This window comes from Flavobacterium sufflavum, from assembly GCF_004016525.1.
Taxonomy (GTDB): Bacteria; Bacteroidota; Bacteroidia; order Flavobacteriales; family Flavobacteriaceae; genus Flavobacterium; species Flavobacterium sufflavum.
In genome coordinates, this window is the sequence record NZ_SACJ01000002.1 from 387672 (window position 1) to 402799 (window position 15128).

Here is a 15128-nt window from a genome sequence, read left to right on the forward strand (position 1 = left end):
TCGGTTTTTCTTTTTTATTATCTTTGAGAGATGAAGATTGAATCTCAAATAGGAAAAATTTCCAGTTTTCAGCATTTGGAGTTATTGGCAAACCAAGTGGTGGAAGGTTTTATTTCGGGTATGCACAAAAGCCCATTTCATGGTTTTTCGGCTGAATTTGCTGAGCATAAGGTGTATAATACAGGCGAAAGTACGAAGCATATCGATTGGAAATTGTTTGCCAAAACAGATCGGTTGTACACCAAGCAGTTTGAAGAAGAAACTAATTTGCGTTGTCATATTATTATCGATAATTCTTCGTCGATGCATTATCCAAAATTAAATGGGAATCAGAATTTTTATGAAAACAAAATAGGGTTTTCTGTTTTGGCTTCGGCTGTTTTAATGAATCTTTTAAAGAAACAACGTGATGCAGTAGGGCTAAGTGTATTTTCGAATACTTATGAGTACTATGCGCCCGAAAAAGGTAGTGATCGTCATCACAGAATGGTGTTAAATGCTCTGGAGAATTTATTAAAAGAACCGCTTGTTAGTAAAAGTACCGATACGATTACTTTTTTACATCAGATAGCCGAGAAGATTCACCGTCGTTCGATGATTGTTCTATTTACTGATATGTTTCAAACTGGAGAGGAAGAACGATTGTTGAGTGCATTACAACATCTAAAATACAATAAGCATAAAGTGGTTTTGTTTCATGTAGTAGATGGAAAAACAGAACTTAATTTTGATTTTGATAATGCGCCCCGGAAATTTATTGATGTAGAAACTAAGGAAGAAATAGTTGTTTTTGCTGATAATGTCAAAGAAGAATATGAAAAACAAGCCTCTTTGTATTTTAAAAAGCTCGCTTTAAGTTGTGCTCAAAACAAAATTAAGTACGTTCCGGTAAGTGTAAGGGAAAATTTTGAAAAAATAATGCTAACTTATTTGGTTGAAAAACAAAACTTTGGATGATAGTCGTGAAAATATATTATTATTTTTAGCAAAAACGCTTGTGTAAACAGAAATCTATTGTATCTTTGCCACCGCAATAAAGCAGAGGTTTGGTAGTTCAGTTGGTTAGAATACATGCCTGTCACGCATGGGGTCGCGGGTTCGAGTCCCGTCCAGACCGCAATATTGGGAAAGCCTTTCGTAACTGAAAGGCTTTTTTTTCCACTATACGGTATCTAAAGCTAGTTGTGTTGTTTGGTTAGCCTTTGTAACGCTAACCGTGGTTTAGTAGTTAGACCAATGAAAAGCTTTTCACTTAATTGTGAATGGCTTTTTTGATTTTAAGGCATAATTTATTTTGAAATACTTTTTTAAATTCTTCTTGTTTTTAAATAAAATTATATTGTATATTTGCACTCGCAATAAAGCAGAGGTTTGGTAGTTCAGTTGGTTAGAATACATGCCTGTCACGCATGGGGTCGCGGGTTCGAGTCCCGTCCAGACCGCAAATTTGCAAGAAGCCTTTCTTAACGGAAAGGCTTTTTTTATTGATAAATTTTAGTTTAGTTAAAGAGGAGTGCTTTATACTCCCAAATAATTGAAATGAATATCCCGAAGTAAATCACGCAAAGCATAAATTGTATAAAGCTGGAAGCTAAAATTCCTAAAACAGATCCAGTGGCAGCCCTTAATGCTTGTTTTATATTTTTAGTATCAAAAACTAATTCTCCAATTAACGCACCTGTAAACGGACCAATTATAAAGCCTAATGGAATCGGGGCCAATAATCCAATAACAAGTCCAATATTTGTTCCCCAAATTCCAGCCTTACTGCCTCCAAATCGTTGAGTCCCTTTAGCTGGTAGAATATAATTGGCAATAGAAAAAAGAATGACGACTAAAAATGTTGTTCCTAAAACCCAGTAATTAACTGGAATTGCATTTGTAAAATAAAGTAACACTATTCCTAACCAGCACAAACTAATACCCGGTAATACCGGTAAAAAACTGCCTAGAATTCCAATTAACATACAAGCTAAACCAAGAATTAAAAGTAAAATATCCATAAATTAATTTTTGCTAATTTTGAAAAAATAAATAATAGAAAGTTATGAAGATTATTTATTTTCCAAAGCATCTCAAAAAAATAATTGTATTTTTATAAAATATTGGTCGAATTCAAAAACAAAACCTTGAAGCATTATTACTTTTTTTTACTCTTTGTTATATTTAATTCCTGTCAATACTTCGAAAAACAAGTACCGTCAGAGAAAGAATTATTGCAAAAGGAATTGAAAGCCATTAACTGGAAAGAGGTTGACGAATATCCTTCGTTTGTGGATTGTGATAAATTAGAAGAAAAAACACAGCGTCAACAATGCTTTTTTGATTATTTAACCCAACTCATACAGGAAAAATTAAAAGTAGATACACTTTCGGTTTTGTATCCTGAACTCGATACCATCGAAGTAAAAGTGACTGTTTTTCCTAATTCTAAAATGCAATTCGAGCCTCAATTTCCTAAAGATTCGGTTGCTTATGATACTATTAAAATCGACAGTATTCTGCACGCCCGATTGGTGAATTTTCCAAAAGTAAACCCAGCCATCAAACAAGGCATTCCTGTAAAAACCCAATTTATTCTTCCTGTAATTATTAAAGTGGAGTAATGTTTCCCCTGAGCCTAGTCGAAGGGAGGAGCTTTATCCTGCTGTCCACTGTATCTTTTATGCCGAACACCGGCATAAAAGGATGTCGTTCCCATCAGGGCTAAAGGAGTAGGTTTAAGAATTGAATTTTCTTCCTTTCCATTCATACTTCCAAAACATAGTATACAAAGCCACACTTACACTGAAAAAAGGATAAAGTAAACTACTAAGTAAAAAAGAATGTGTTTTTGTTTTTAAAAACTGATTCGTTTTATGGATCAGTACAAAGTCAATAGCTAATTTTATTAATATTAAGAAACACAGCAAATAATAGCTTCCTATTCCAGACAATAAACAATAAACAATAAACCACAAATCGATATTTCCTCCAAAAACTACTAATCCTAATATTTTCCCAAAGCTACTTTGATAAGAAGTGGTTTTCGAAGCCCAGCGCACTCTTTGGTAAAACAAGGCTTTCCAGTTGTCAACTGGTTTTGTGGAGACAATGGCGTTTTCTGATTTTAAATAATGTACTTTTTCGGGAAATTGCGCGATAGCTTTTTGCAACAGAAAAACATCATCCCCGCTGGCAATGGTATTATTTCCTTCAAAACCGTTTAGTTCTTCAAAAAGTGATTTGGTATAAGCCAAATTCGCACCATTACACATAAAAGCTTTTCCTACTCCAAAACTCCCTATTGTTGCTCCTTGTAAACTAGCCAAATCCAGTTGCTGAAAATGATGTAAAAACGAATTGTTGCATTCGTAAGTCACTGCTCCTGCAATCATCGAAACCCCATGCGTTTGAATATAATTGTCCAGAGTTAAAAGCCAATTTTCAGGAACTATGCAATCGGCATCGGTGGTGATAATCCATGTTGTTTTTATCAATGGAATGGCAGTTGTAATGGCGTCTTTTTTTGGAGAATTCGAAACTCTAATAGTATCGATCACCGAAATCTGAAGTCTGAAATCTGAAGTCTGAAATCTGCAATCTGAATCATCATCAACTAAAATCACTTCGAATAAATCCGTTGGATAATTCATTTTTGAAATACTTTCTAAAAGTATTGGCAAATTCTCAGCTTCATTTCGAAAAGGAACTAGAATCGTAAAGCTAGTTTTTGGCTTTAAGCCAATAGCATCGTAGTTTTTTATTTTGGTAAAACCATAAATTAAAAGCAATATGGTTGCGAAATAAATGGATAATATGAGGATTAGAAAAAGCATTATGCTATTTCTCTGGATTTGAAATTCAATACATAATAACTGCCAATCACCACCGGAATTACCACATTAAGAAACCACATCAAAGTAGAAATAAAAATTACAATCCATTCATTTATGCCTAAAATTCCGAAGAAATAGATGGCCACACTTCCTTTTATGGCAAAATCCAGAAACTGAAAACTAGGCAAAGCGGAAGCAAGAAAATAAACACTTGAAATCGCAGCAATGAGTGTTAAATAAGGTAAATCAACATCGAAAGCGAGAAACAAGAAATAGTATTGATGTGAGAAAACGATATAGCGACAAATGCCAAGGAAGATATTGCGTTGGTGAATGCTTTTTGGAATTTCGTTAATTTTATGGATTAATTTTTCTATCGAATAACCTTTAATTGTTAGTTTTTTTATTGAAAAAAGTAAAGCAAAACCGGTAATTAAAATTCCGAAAAGTATCAAAACGGTGTTTGATGTAATAACATTAAACTCCGCATTGAAATATAACAAACCAAAAAATCCAAAAATAATGGTCAGTATCATTTGGATTCCGTTGCAAATCAGGTTCAGGAAAATTACCTTTTTAGCTTCTGATTTATTGAAAAACAGGGCTTTTCCGGCATATTCGCCTACGCCGTTTGGGGTAAATAATCCGGCGGTCAAAGCGGCAAGTACTTGTTGGGTTGATTCGACTACTGTAATTTTACGAATGTGTTGCGCCAGATTTTGCCATTTTAAGATTTCGAAATAGCGGTTTAAAACACTCAACAACAAAATAAAACTGATTCCTGAAACGGACTGGTTTTTTTTGAACAAAACGATGAATTTTTGCCAATCCAGTTTATCATTATTCGCTAGTTGGTCATAAATAAAATAAAAGGCACCGGCTACAATCAAAATTTTGATTAGAAGTACGAGGAATTGTTTAGTTTTGTGAGGAATTGAAATCATAACGAAGAACTATTACGCAAAGAAACGCAAAGACTCACAGAGTTTCGCAAAGAATTTTAAATTTTTATAGTAACAAAAAAACTTCGTGTATCTCTGTGCCAACTTCGTGCAGCTTAGCGGAACAAAATAATGACAAAAGAACGCATCATATTAGGGATTGACCCGGGAACAACCATAATGGGTTTTGGTTTGATACGTGTTATCAATAAAAAAATGGAGTTCGTTCAGCTTAACGAATTGCAATTGTCTAAATACGATAATCATTACCAAAAGCTAAAAATCATTTTTGAGCGTACCATTGAGTTAATCGATACGCATCATCCGGACGAAATTGCCATTGAAGCACCTTTTTTTGGTAAAAATGTACAATCGATGTTAAAGTTAGGTCGCGCCCAAGGTGTGGCTATGGCGGCAGGATTGTCAAGAGATATCCCTATTACAGAATACGAACCTAAGAAAATAAAAATGGCGATTACCGGTAACGGAAATGCCAGTAAAGAACAAGTTGCTAAAATGCTGCAACAGCTTTTAGGACTGAAAGAATTGCCTAAAAACCTCGATTCCACCGATGGTTTAGCAGCGGCAGTTTGTCATTTTTTTAATTCCGGAAAAGTGGTGGCAGGGAAAAGTTATTCGGGTTGGGATGCTTTTGTGAAACAGAATGAGGAAAGAGTCAAGAAATAGTGGTCAGTGGTCAGATTTTTAGTGATCAGTTTATCTGCTGGATATTAAAAAAAAACTGAACACTTGAGCACTAACTGGAGAAACATAGTGTTCAATTTTAAAAATGTATTTATGAGATTTCAGGATTTATTAGCTTATAAAAAATTATTTGCTTTGGCAATGAAGATTTTTGAAATAACACAGAAGTTCCCAAAGGAAGAAACCTATTCATTAACAGATCAAATTAGGCGTTCTTCGAGAAGCGTTCCTGTTACTGTTGCAGAAGCCTATAGAAAGAGAATTTATCCCAGACATTTTCATAGTAAATTAACCGATTCTGATAGTGAAAATTCAGAAACACAAGTTTGGTTAGAGTTTGCATTTGCTTGTAAATATATATCTGAGACAATTTATCAAGAACTTACTTCGGAAAGCTTAGAAATAGGAAAACTCATTAACTATATGATACTAAATCCAGATAAATTTGGGGTGAAAAAGGACTGAACACTTCTTAAAGACTGATTACTAAAAAACTGAACACTGAACACTAATTTATGAGCGGTATCTACATTCATATCCCTTTTTGTAAGCAAGCTTGCCATTATTGCGACTTTCATTTTTCGACTTCGATGAAGAAAAAAGACGAGATGGTTTTGGCTTTGGCTAAAGAAATTCAGTTGCGAAAAAATGAGTTTGCCCAAGAGACGGTTGAAACCATTTATTTTGGAGGAGGAACACCCTCCGTATTGCAGACTGCAGATTTAAGATTTCTGATTGATGAAGTGTTCAAAAATTATAAAGTAATAGAGAATCCAGAAATCACGATTGAAGCTAATCCTGATGATTTATCTAAAGAACGAATTATTGAATTATCGAAAACTCCAATCAATCGGCTGTCTATTGGAATTCAATCTTTTTTCGAAGATGATTTGAAAATGATGAATCGTGCGCATAATTCGGCGGAAGCTAAAAAATGCTTGGAAGTAGCGACAAAATATTTTGATAACATTTCGCTGGATTTGATTTATGGGATTCCAGGAATGAGTGATGAACGTTGGAAAAAAAATATCGAAACGGCTTTGAGTTTTGGGATTCCGCATATTTCGAGTTATGCCTTGACGGTAGAGCCAAAAACAGCCTTGAATAAATTGATTCAAGCAGGGAAAATTGCCGAGCCAAAAGATGAGGTGGCTTCAGCACATTTTATGATTTTGGTCGAAACACTCGAAGCCAATGGATTTATTCATTATGAATTATCCAATTTTGGTAAACCAGATTACTTTTCTAAAAACAATTCGGCTTATTGGTTGGGCAAAAAATACATCGGAATTGGTCCTTCGGCACACAGTTATGATGGTGTTTCCAGAAGTTGGAATGTAGCTAACAATACACTTTATCTGAAATCTATTCAGGAAAACAAACTTCCGAATGAAACCGAAATTCTTTCCGTTGTTGATCGTTATAACGAATATATTATGACGGGATTGAGAACTATTTGGGGTGTGTCGTTGGATAGAATTCAAGCTGAATTTGGACAAAATTATTCGGATTATTTATTAAAACAGACACAGAAATACTTAAACGATGATTTGCTTTTTGTTGAAAGTAACATCCTAAAACCAACAAAAAAAGGAAAGTTTTTAACGGATGGAATTGCGAGTGATTTGTTTTATTTAAATTTGGAATAATCTAACCACTAAGAACACAAAGAAGGCACAATGACCACAAAGCTTTGTGAACTTAGCGCAAACCTTAGTGCTCTTTGTGTTTAAAAATGATACCAATCCAAGTAAACTCATTTATAAAAATATGATTAGCGTTTCTACAGATAAAACTAAATTAGATATCCCTTTTATCCATAATTTTCTAAAGGATATTTATTGGACTGCACCCAGAACTATAGAAGAGGTACAAACTTGTATTGATAATTCTTTTTGTTTTGGGATTTATCTGGATAATCAACAAATAGGTTTTGCAAGAGTAATTACTGATTATGTAGTTTTTGCCTATTTGATGGATGTTTTTATTGATCAAAAATACAGAGGAAATGGCTATTCGTCTATATTGATTGACGCCATGATGAACGAACCGGAGTTAAAAGAGATTAAAATTTGGAGATTAGCCACTACAGATGCTCATTTTTTGTATCAAAAATTTGGATTCAATTCGTTGGCTTGCCCAGAGAAATTAATGGAAAAAATAGTGATATGAATTTAGAGATTTTTTATGAGTATTGTACTTCCAAGAAAGGGGTGACTGAGCATTTTCCTTTTGATGAAGATACTTTGGTTTTTAAAGTAGGAGGCAAAATGTTTGCTTTGTCGTCATTAAAACAATGGGAAATAGGAACTCCATCGGTTAATTTAAAATGCAATCCTGATTTGGCTAAAGAATGGAGAGCGCAATTTGAAGCTATTCAGCCGGGTTTTCACATGAACAAAAACCATTGGAACACGGTTGTTATAAATTCTGATGTTTCTGATTCGTTTCTGAAAGAAATGATTGATCACTCTTATGATTTGGTTTTTAGTAGTTTAACTAAAGTGAATCAAAAAAATGTATTGGATTTAGATTAGTTTTGTTTGATGGATTTAAGTATAGCTATTTTGTTTATAGTATTTTATGGCGCTTTTTGGTAGAATAGAAAACAAAAGTGAGTAAAATTTGTTTTTTAAAATTTAATTCCTCACATTTGTAATGTAAACGTTTACATTTATCAAATTGTCAAATTTAAAAGCAGTAGCTGAACATTCTAAGGTTTCTATAGCCACAGTATCTAGGGTAATTAATAATGATCCTAAGGTAAGCAAGGATACTATGCTTAAAGTTCAGGCTTCGATAGCGGCTTTGGAATATAAACCAAATCGTGTAGCCCAAAGATTAAGAAGTACCACCAAAAAAACAAAATTATTAGGCTTGGTTATTCCTGATATTCAAAATCCTTTTTTCGTTGATGTAGTCAGAGGTGTTGAGGATTATGCTTATCAGAATAATTTTGCGGTTATGATAGGTAATTTTGGACAGGACGAGAAAAAAGAAAAATTGTATTTAGACATTCTTCAGTCTGAAAATATTGATGGTTTAATCGTTGCTCCTATTCATGGAAAGGATAAAGGGATTGAAAACTTAGTTAAAAAGAATATTCCTGTTGTTTGTATTGACAGGGGATTGACAGAGATCGATGTTGACGTGGTGAAAGTGGATAATGAACAAGGCGCTTTTAATGCGATTGATCATTTGTTAAGTATAGGTCATAAAAAAATTGCTTTTATTTCTGGTAATTTTAGAATCCCAACATATATTGAGCGTTTAGCTGGTTATAAAAGAGCCTTAAGTGAGTACGGAGTTCCTTTTGACGAAAATTTAGTTTTTGCAAGAGACACCGATTATAAGAGTGGATTTGAAATTGCGAATAAAATTCTAGAGTTAGAAGATAGGCCAACAGCCATTTTTTCGGGAAATAATCTGTTGACTTTAGGAGCTCTTGAAGCTATACATTCAAAACATATCAGGATTCCGGAAGAAATTTCGATTATAGGTTTTGATGATATGCCATGGTCTATTTCTTTGAATCCACCATTGAGTGCTGTTCGTCAGCCTGGTTTTGACATGGGAAGAAAAGCAGCAGAGATGTTGTATGAAAGGATTTTGAATCCTCATAGTAAAAAAGAAAAAGTTATTTTGAAAACAGAGTTAATGCTGAGGAAGTCTACTGCTCCTTTAGAGTAGTTTTTTTGATTCAAAAATGTAAACGTTTACATTTTTGAATCAAAGGGTTTTTTAGGTTTATTGTGTTGTTTTTAAATCGTTTATGTAGAGATAGTAGTATGAGAGAAATTGTGATTTTAAACCCTAATCGTGTTGTTTTTGGAGAAGGAAGCATAAAACGATTTGTTAGTGATTTTGTAGAAAGAGGCCTTAAGCGAATGTTTTTGTTGACAATAGTTGAGCTTAGAAGCGTTTTGTCTCCTTTTATAGAAGAATTGAAATCACAAGGGATTGAAATTGTAATTGATGAATCAATAGTAGGGGAACCAACTTTTGATGATTTTGAAAATGTTTTGCTTAAGGCTAAAGCTTTTGAAGCCGATAGTATTGTTGGTATTGGAGGAGGAAGTGTGCTGGATGTTGCAAAATTGGTTGCAGCTCAGTTAAAGAATTCTCAAAGCTTGGAGGAAGTAAAAGGAATTGGAAATCTTAAAGAAAGAAAAACACATCTGGTTTGTATTCCAACGACTTCCGGAACAGGAAGTGAGGTTTCTCCAAATGCCATTTTTGTAAATAATCAAGGAGAAAAAATAGGAGTTATAAGTCCGTATTTAGTTCCGGATGCAGCTTATATTGATCCTGTTCTGTCAGTTTCTTTGCCAAAGAATATTACTGCTGCAACAGGAATTGATGCTTTGACACATTGTTTAGAAGCTTATACCAATAAGTTTGCGCATCCATTTGTTGATTTGTATGCTTTGGAAGGGGTTCGAATTATTGCAAAATATTTAAAAAGAGCTTGTGATGATGGTGCCGATATAGAAGCTAGAAGTCAGGTGGCCTTAGGGAGTATGTATGGTGGGATGTGTCTTGGACCGGTAAATACAGCCGCAGTACATGCTTTGTCTTATCCTCTGGGAGTGGAGTATCATATTCCTCACGGATTGTCAAATGCTTTGTTGTTGCCTTATGTAATGGAATTTAATATAGAAGCTGATGCCAGCAGATATGAGCGAATAGCTGAAGTTTTAGGGGCTGAAAAGAAAAGCAATCCGAAAGAAACGGCTTTAGAAGGGGTAAAAATTTTAAAACAATTAATAGCCGATTGTGGGTTGCCAATTTCTTTGAGACAGACCGCAGTAAAAGAAGAATCAATTGCTAAATTAGCCGAGGAAGCCGTAAAAGTGCAGCGATTATTGAAAAATAATATTAGAGAAATTGCTGTAGACGATGCGGTTGCAATTTATAAATCAGCTTTTTAGTAAATAAAAATGAAAAACATTAAAAAATATCACGGAGTAGTTGTGCCAATGGTGACGCCATTAAGCAACGATTTAAGTATTGATTTAGATGCAGTAACTGTTTTGGTCAATCATTTAATTGATGGTGGTTGTCATCCTTTTGTATTGGGAACAACGGGAGAATCTAGTTCTGTTTCTTTCGAAAGCAAAGTAGCATTGGTTAAAAAAACAGTAGAAGTAGCTAAAGGAAAAGCTACGATTTACGCCGGGATTTCAGGGAATTGTTTCCAGGAATCCTTAGATCAGGCTAAGGTTTACACTGATTTAGGTGTTGATGTTTTGGTAGCTCACGTTCCTTATTATTATCCGTTAAGCCAGAATCATATTTTAAATTATTTTAATCAATTAGCATCGGCAGTTTCATTGCCGCTTATTGTTTACAATATGCCAATGACAACCAATATGTCTATTGATTTAGAAATTGTCGATACTTTGAGTAAACACCCTAACATAGTAGGTTACAAAGAATCTGAAAGAGGCGAAGAACGCATGGCAAAAGCAATCGGACTTTGGAAATACCGTGAAAATTTCTCGTATTTACTGGGTTGGGCAGTTAAATCGTATGAGGGAATGTTGCTCGGAGCTGACGGATTAGTGCCTAGTACGGGAAACTTAACTCCGCAATTGTACAACACGATTTACGAAAGTGTGCTTTCAGGAAATAACGAAGCAGCTCAAAAAGCTCAGGAAAAAAGCGATGCTATTTCTAAGGTGTACCAGGAAAATCAAATAGTGACTAATGCCATACCAATACTCAAAACGATGTTGGCTCATTACAATCTTTGTAAGAATGAAGTATTGTTACCAATGATAAAAGTCAATACAATTAATGAGCAAGAAATTCAAGCCAAAATAAATGAATTAGGAAAGGATTTAAAAGGCTTAAACAGCATTGAATAATGGAGAATAGAAAGCCAATTTTAGGGATTACTATGGGGGATCCTGCAAGTATAGGGCCTGAAGTAGCCGTAAAAGCCTTATTGGATTCTAATGTTTATGAAGTGTGCCAACCTGTTTTAGTAGGTGAAGCCGATGTTTTTGAACAGGCAATTCAGTTTTGCGGATTGGATTTAAAAATAAATAGAATCTCAAAAATTGCTGATGCCAAATTTGAAAAAGGCACAGCAGATGTTTTTGATTTGAATTATATGAATATCGCCGATTTAAAGATGGGCGAAATCACAGCCGAAGCAGGTGATGTGGCTTTTAGAACCGTTGTTAAAAATATCGAATTGGCTTTAGCCGGAGAAATTGACGGAACGGTTACTGGTCCCATAAACAAAGAATCGATTCAAAAAGCAGGTCATGTTTTTGCCGGGCATACCGAAATATACGCCCATTATACCGATACTAAAAAATACGGAATGTTATTAGTAGAGGAGAATTTGAGAGTAATTCACGTTTCAACCCATGTTTCTTTGAGGCAAGCCTGTGATTTGGTTAAAAAGGATAGAATTCTGGAATGTGTTTTCCTTATTGATGAAGCTTGTAAAAAGTTAGGAATTGCAAATCCTAAAATTGGTGTTGCTGGATTAAATCCGCATGCCAGCGATGGAGGGCTTTTTGGTTATGAAGAAGAGCAGGAAATTCTTCCGGCAGTACAGGAAGCACTAAAAAGAGGATTCAATGTAGAAGGACCAATTCCTGCTGATACTTTGTTTCCAAAAGCAATTGGGGGTGTTTATGATGGTTGTGTAGCTATGTACCACGACCAGGGACACATTCCTTTTAAAACAGTAGGATTCAATTGGGATCAAGCCAAAGGACAAATGAAAAGTGTAAGAGGAGTAAACATTACGTTAGGGCTTCCTATAATTAGAACTTCAGTTGATCACGGAACTGCGATGGAAATTGCGGGAAAAGGAATAGCGAGTCCGGACGCTATGGTTCTTGCCATAGAATATGCAGCAAGATTACATAGAAATAAACAAGATAATCTATAGAAAATGATAGCAGTTATATCAGATGATTTTACAGGTGCTGCCGAAATAGGCGGAATTGGTATTCGTAACGGATTTAGTGTTACGATAGATACTACTGTAAATGCAAATTATAACTGTGATGTTTTAGTAATAGCAACAAATACACGCTCTTTGTGTAAAATTGATGCTCAAAAACAAATTAAAAAAGTTACTCAAGAATTACTTAAATTAAATCCAGATTTTATTTATAAAAAAACCGATTCATTACTTCGTGGAAAAGTAGGGGATGAACTCATAGCCCAACTCGAAGTTTCCGGAAAGAAAAAAGTATTACTAGTTCCCGCAAATCCTTTATTACATCGAACTATTGTGGACGGTGTTTATTATATAAATAAAATCCCGCTGATGGAATCTGATTTTTTTGGAGACGATTTTGCTAAAGGGGCAACTTCAAATGTTTTAGATATGATCGGTAATGATTATAAAGACCAATCTTTTTCAATTTCTCTAGGGCAGGAAATGCCTGGTGAAGGTTTTATAATTGGGAATACTGCGACCAATGAGGATCTGATGGAGTGGGCTAATTTGATTGATGAAACCATGTTGCCGGCTGGTGGAGCCAGTTTTTTTAATGCAATTTTAAGAAAAATTAAATCAGAAAGAAAAAAAACAGTATCTTCCCACACGTTTGGCAAAAAAGCCTTGTATTTATGCGGGAGTAATTATCAGCCTAGTAGAGAGGTAGTTAGGAAGGCGAAAGAAAGTGGTGCTTGTGTTTCTTATATGCCGAGTACTATTTTTTGTGATAATAATTATGAGGAAATTATACAAAAATGGTCAAATGAAATTATTAAAATTATTCAGAAAAAAGATAAGGTTGTTATAGCTATAGATGAGTTAGAATGTGAAGGTGTGGAGGATGTCTCTAATAAAATTAATGATATATTTGGAGTGTTGATAAAAAAAGTGCTTGAAAAAGTAAGTTTGGAAGAGTTATTGATAGAAGGTGGTGCTACGGCCTATTCGATAATTGAACATTTAGGATATAAAAAATTTTACCCAGAGCAAGAACTATCTCAAGGTGTAATAAGGATGGAGATTGAGCAAACAAATAAAATGCATTTAACCCTAAAACCAGGAAGTTATCAATGGACTAAGTCTATTTGGAAATTTTAAAATTATAAAGCATGAATGAATCTTCGTTACACCTTATTGACTATTTAATAATAATTTTATCTTTATTAGTTACATTAGGAGTTGGAGTAAAATATTCTGGAAAAAACACTAATACACAACAATATTTTGCAGCGGGGGGAAATATTCCGGCTTGGGCTATTGGAATGTCAATTTTCGCAACATTAATCAGTAGTGTAACATTTTTAGCTTACCCAGGCGAAGGTTATAAATCCAATTGGATATTACTAATCCAAGGTTTTATGGTGCCGGTAGTTCTTCTTTTTTCCATACGATTTATTGTTCCTTTATATCGAAATGTCATAGGATTAAGTGCCTATGAATATTTTGAAAAACGATTCGGTTATTTGGCAAGAGTTTATGGCTCATTAGGATTTATTTTTGCCCATTTCTCAAAAATGGGATCCGTATTATATCTTTTGTCATTAGCATTGACTTCAATGACGGGTATTGAACCCTTGATTATACTTTGGGTGATAGGAATTTCAATTATATTGATAACCCTTTTAGGAGGAATGGAAGCCGTAATTTGGTTAGATGTTATCCAGGGATTTTTACTTATTTTAGGAGGATTAGTAGCTATTGCAGTAATTATTTTCAAGACTGATGGAGGTCTTCCTGCCATTGTAAATTACGCCGTTGACCACGATAAGATTGGATTTGGTCCATTTAATTGGGATTTTGTAAATCTTACTTTCTGGGTTATGTCTATCAATGGACTATTTTATGCCATACAAAAATATGGTGCCGACCAGACTATTGTGCAAAGATATCTTACAGCAAAATCAGATAAAGAAGCCATTAGAGGTTCTATCATCGGAATATCAATCACGGTGCCTATATGGACTCTTTTTATGTTTATCGGAACGGCTTTGTTCTGCTTTTACGCCATAAATAATTTAGCATTACCTGTTGGTATAAAACCGGATGCAGTTTTTCCGTTTTTTATAACCACTCAATTGCCTCCGGGACTGGTTGGATTAATATTGTCAGCACTTATTGCAGCGGCTATTTCCAGTTTAGATGCCGATTTAAATTCTTTGGCAGCAGTAGGGGTAGATGATTATTACAAACGATTAAGACGTAATAGTTCGGGAAAACAACAGCTTAATTTTGGAAAATTATTAGTTGTTATAGCAGGTACAGGAGCGATTTCAGTAGCTACTATTTATATAAAATTAGGAAGTGGAGTTGGTATATTGTCTACAGTTTTTATGTTGTATGCTATCTTTTCGGGTGGAATTGCAGGAATGCTGCTGTTAGGACTTTTTGTAAATAGAGCTAACAGACGAGGTTTGAATGTTGGAATTGTAGCTTGTATGCTCTTCACAAGCTATGCTTTGTTAACATCAACTTATACAGGAAGTGGAGCCACTAGCCATCTTGTTTTGGACTTAGGCTCATTTAATTTTACACATCATAAATACATGTTAGGGGTTTATAGTCATTTTGTATTGTTTTTTGTAGGCTGGATAGCCAGTTACTTCTTTCCGAAAGTTGAAGTACCTACTAATCTCACTTATTATGGTTATTTAGAGAAAAAGAGAAAAGGTCTTCTTTAAAAAGATAAATGAAATA

Annotated in this window: 16 protein-coding genes and 2 tRNA genes; 15 read left to right on the forward strand and 3 right to left on the reverse strand. The window is 34.4% G+C overall.

What is annotated here, in order from left to right:
- The first annotated feature begins 30 nt into the window (after window positions 1-30).
- The 3 genes from EOD40_RS04590 to EOD40_RS04600 all read left to right on the forward strand — a co-directional run bounded on the left by EOD40_RS04590 (window position 31) and on the right by EOD40_RS04600 (window position 1442).
- Entirely contained in the window at window positions 31-957 is a 927-nt protein-coding gene (locus tag EOD40_RS04590) for a DUF58 domain-containing protein (protein WP_128193721.1), read from the forward strand.
- An 86-nt stretch (window positions 958-1043) separates the two neighbouring features.
- Window positions 1044-1117, forward strand: a tRNA-Asp gene (locus tag EOD40_RS04595).
- Between the two features lie 251 nt (window positions 1118-1368).
- A tRNA-Asp gene (locus tag EOD40_RS04600) sits at window positions 1369-1442 on the forward strand.
- 57 nt (window positions 1443-1499) lie between these two features.
- Here the strand turns inward: EOD40_RS04600 and EOD40_RS04605 are convergent.
- Window positions 1500-2003, reverse strand: coding sequence for a DUF456 domain-containing protein (locus tag EOD40_RS04605; protein WP_128193722.1), 504 nt, complete (start codon window positions 2001-2003; stop codon window positions 1500-1502).
- 126 nt (window positions 2004-2129) lie between these two features.
- On the opposite strand from EOD40_RS04605, the gene EOD40_RS04610 reads away from it, so the two are divergent.
- Entirely contained in the window at window positions 2130-2606 is a 477-nt protein-coding gene (locus EOD40_RS04610) for a hypothetical protein (protein ID WP_128193723.1), read from the forward strand.
- A gap of 114 nt (window positions 2607-2720) precedes the next feature.
- Here the strand turns inward: EOD40_RS04610 and EOD40_RS04615 are convergent, their stop codons facing one another.
- Together EOD40_RS04615 and EOD40_RS04620 are read right to left on the reverse strand one after the other, a co-directional pair.
- Window positions 2721-3818 carry a glycosyltransferase family 2 protein gene (locus EOD40_RS04615; protein ID WP_128193724.1) on the reverse strand — a complete coding sequence of 366 codons (1098 nt, stop codon included), beginning with the start codon at window positions 3816-3818 and terminating at the stop codon, window positions 2721-2723.
- A complete protein-coding gene (locus EOD40_RS04620) occupies window positions 3818-4762 on the reverse strand; it encodes a lysylphosphatidylglycerol synthase domain-containing protein (protein WP_128193725.1) in 945 nt (314 codons plus the stop codon). Before EOD40_RS04620 ends, EOD40_RS04615 begins: the two co-directional genes overlap by 1 nt.
- A gap of 129 nt (window positions 4763-4891) precedes the next feature.
- On the opposite strand from EOD40_RS04620, the gene ruvC reads away from it, so the two are divergent.
- The 11 genes from ruvC (at window position 4892) to EOD40_RS04675 (ending at window position 15112) form a co-directional block, all read left to right on the forward strand.
- A complete protein-coding gene (ruvC, locus tag EOD40_RS04625) occupies window positions 4892-5446 on the forward strand; it encodes a crossover junction endodeoxyribonuclease RuvC (protein ID WP_073244027.1) in 555 nt (184 codons plus the stop codon).
- Between the two features lie 111 nt (window positions 5447-5557).
- Entirely contained in the window at window positions 5558-5929 is a 372-nt protein-coding gene (locus EOD40_RS04630) for a four helix bundle protein (protein ID WP_128193726.1), read from the forward strand.
- A gap of 50 nt (window positions 5930-5979) precedes the next feature.
- On the forward strand, window positions 5980-7113 hold the full coding sequence (gene hemW, locus EOD40_RS04635; RefSeq protein ID WP_128193727.1) for a radical SAM family heme chaperone HemW: 1134 nt from the start codon (window positions 5980-5982) through the stop codon (window positions 7111-7113).
- 121 nt (window positions 7114-7234) lie between these two features.
- Window positions 7235-7636, forward strand: a complete 402-nt coding sequence (locus EOD40_RS04640) for a GNAT family N-acetyltransferase (protein WP_128193947.1) — start codon at window positions 7235-7237, stop codon at window positions 7634-7636.
- The gene (locus EOD40_RS04645; RefSeq protein WP_128193728.1) at window positions 7633-8001 is read left to right on the forward strand and encodes an MmcQ/YjbR family DNA-binding protein; all 369 of its coding nucleotides are present in this window, start codon (window positions 7633-7635) and stop codon (window positions 7999-8001) included. Before EOD40_RS04640 ends, EOD40_RS04645 begins: the two co-directional genes overlap by 4 nt.
- 145 nt (window positions 8002-8146) lie before the next feature.
- Complete coding sequence (locus EOD40_RS04650) at window positions 8147-9154, forward strand: LacI family DNA-binding transcriptional regulator (RefSeq protein WP_128193729.1); 1008 nt, start codon at window positions 8147-8149, stop codon at window positions 9152-9154.
- Window positions 9155-9252: 98 nt separating this feature from the next.
- On the forward strand, window positions 9253-10395 hold the full coding sequence (locus tag EOD40_RS04655; protein WP_128193730.1) for an iron-containing alcohol dehydrogenase: 1143 nt from the start codon (window positions 9253-9255) through the stop codon (window positions 10393-10395).
- Window positions 10396-10404: 9 nt separating this feature from the next.
- Entirely contained in the window at window positions 10405-11334 is a 930-nt protein-coding gene (locus EOD40_RS04660; protein WP_128193731.1) for a dihydrodipicolinate synthase family protein, read from the forward strand.
- Window positions 11334-12377, forward strand: a complete 1044-nt coding sequence (gene pdxA / locus EOD40_RS04665; RefSeq protein WP_128193732.1) for a 4-hydroxythreonine-4-phosphate dehydrogenase PdxA — start codon at window positions 11334-11336, stop codon at window positions 12375-12377. Before EOD40_RS04660 ends, pdxA begins: the two co-directional genes overlap by 1 nt.
- 3 nt (window positions 12378-12380) lie before the next feature.
- On the forward strand, window positions 12381-13532 hold the full coding sequence (locus EOD40_RS04670) for a four-carbon acid sugar kinase family protein (protein ID WP_128193733.1): 1152 nt from the start codon (window positions 12381-12383) through the stop codon (window positions 13530-13532).
- An 11-nt stretch (window positions 13533-13543) separates the two neighbouring features.
- Window positions 13544-15112, forward strand: a complete 1569-nt coding sequence (locus EOD40_RS04675) for a sodium:solute symporter (RefSeq protein ID WP_128193734.1) — start codon at window positions 13544-13546, stop codon at window positions 15110-15112.
- Window positions 15113-15128: the final 16 nt, after the last annotated feature.

Excerpts from the sequence above, each read along its gene's own strand:
- EOD40_RS04660 (WP_128193731.1), top strand. The coding sequence starts at position 10,405 with ATGAAAAACATTAAAAAATATCACGGAGTAGTTGTGCCAATGGTGACG.
- EOD40_RS04620 (WP_128193725.1), bottom strand. The coding sequence starts at position 4,762 with ATGATTTCAATTCCTCACAAAACTAAACAATTCCTCGTACTTCTAATC.
- EOD40_RS04645 (WP_128193728.1), top strand. The coding sequence starts at position 7,633 with ATGAATTTAGAGATTTTTTATGAGTATTGTACTTCCAAGAAAGGGGTG.
- pdxA (WP_128193732.1), top strand. The coding sequence starts at position 11,334 with ATGGAGAATAGAAAGCCAATTTTAGGGATTACTATGGGGGATCCTGCA.
- EOD40_RS04615 (WP_128193724.1), bottom strand. The coding sequence starts at position 3,818 with ATGCTTTTTCTAATCCTCATATTATCCATTTATTTCGCAACCATATTG.
- ruvC (WP_073244027.1), top strand. The coding sequence starts at position 4,892 with ATGACAAAAGAACGCATCATATTAGGGATTGACCCGGGAACAACCATA.
- EOD40_RS04630 (WP_128193726.1), top strand. The coding sequence starts at position 5,558 with ATGAGATTTCAGGATTTATTAGCTTATAAAAAATTATTTGCTTTGGCA.
- EOD40_RS04590 (WP_128193721.1), top strand. The coding sequence starts at position 31 with ATGAAGATTGAATCTCAAATAGGAAAAATTTCCAGTTTTCAGCATTTG.
- EOD40_RS04655 (WP_128193730.1), top strand. The coding sequence starts at position 9,253 with ATGAGAGAAATTGTGATTTTAAACCCTAATCGTGTTGTTTTTGGAGAA.
- EOD40_RS04675 (WP_128193734.1), top strand. The coding sequence starts at position 13,544 with ATGAATGAATCTTCGTTACACCTTATTGACTATTTAATAATAATTTTA.
- hemW (WP_128193727.1), top strand. The coding sequence starts at position 5,980 with ATGAGCGGTATCTACATTCATATCCCTTTTTGTAAGCAAGCTTGCCAT.
- EOD40_RS04670 (WP_128193733.1), top strand. The coding sequence starts at position 12,381 with ATGATAGCAGTTATATCAGATGATTTTACAGGTGCTGCCGAAATAGGC.
- EOD40_RS04640 (WP_128193947.1), top strand. The coding sequence starts at position 7,235 with ATGATTAGCGTTTCTACAGATAAAACTAAATTAGATATCCCTTTTATC.
- EOD40_RS04605 (WP_128193722.1), bottom strand. The coding sequence starts at position 2,003 with ATGGATATTTTACTTTTAATTCTTGGTTTAGCTTGTATGTTAATTGGA.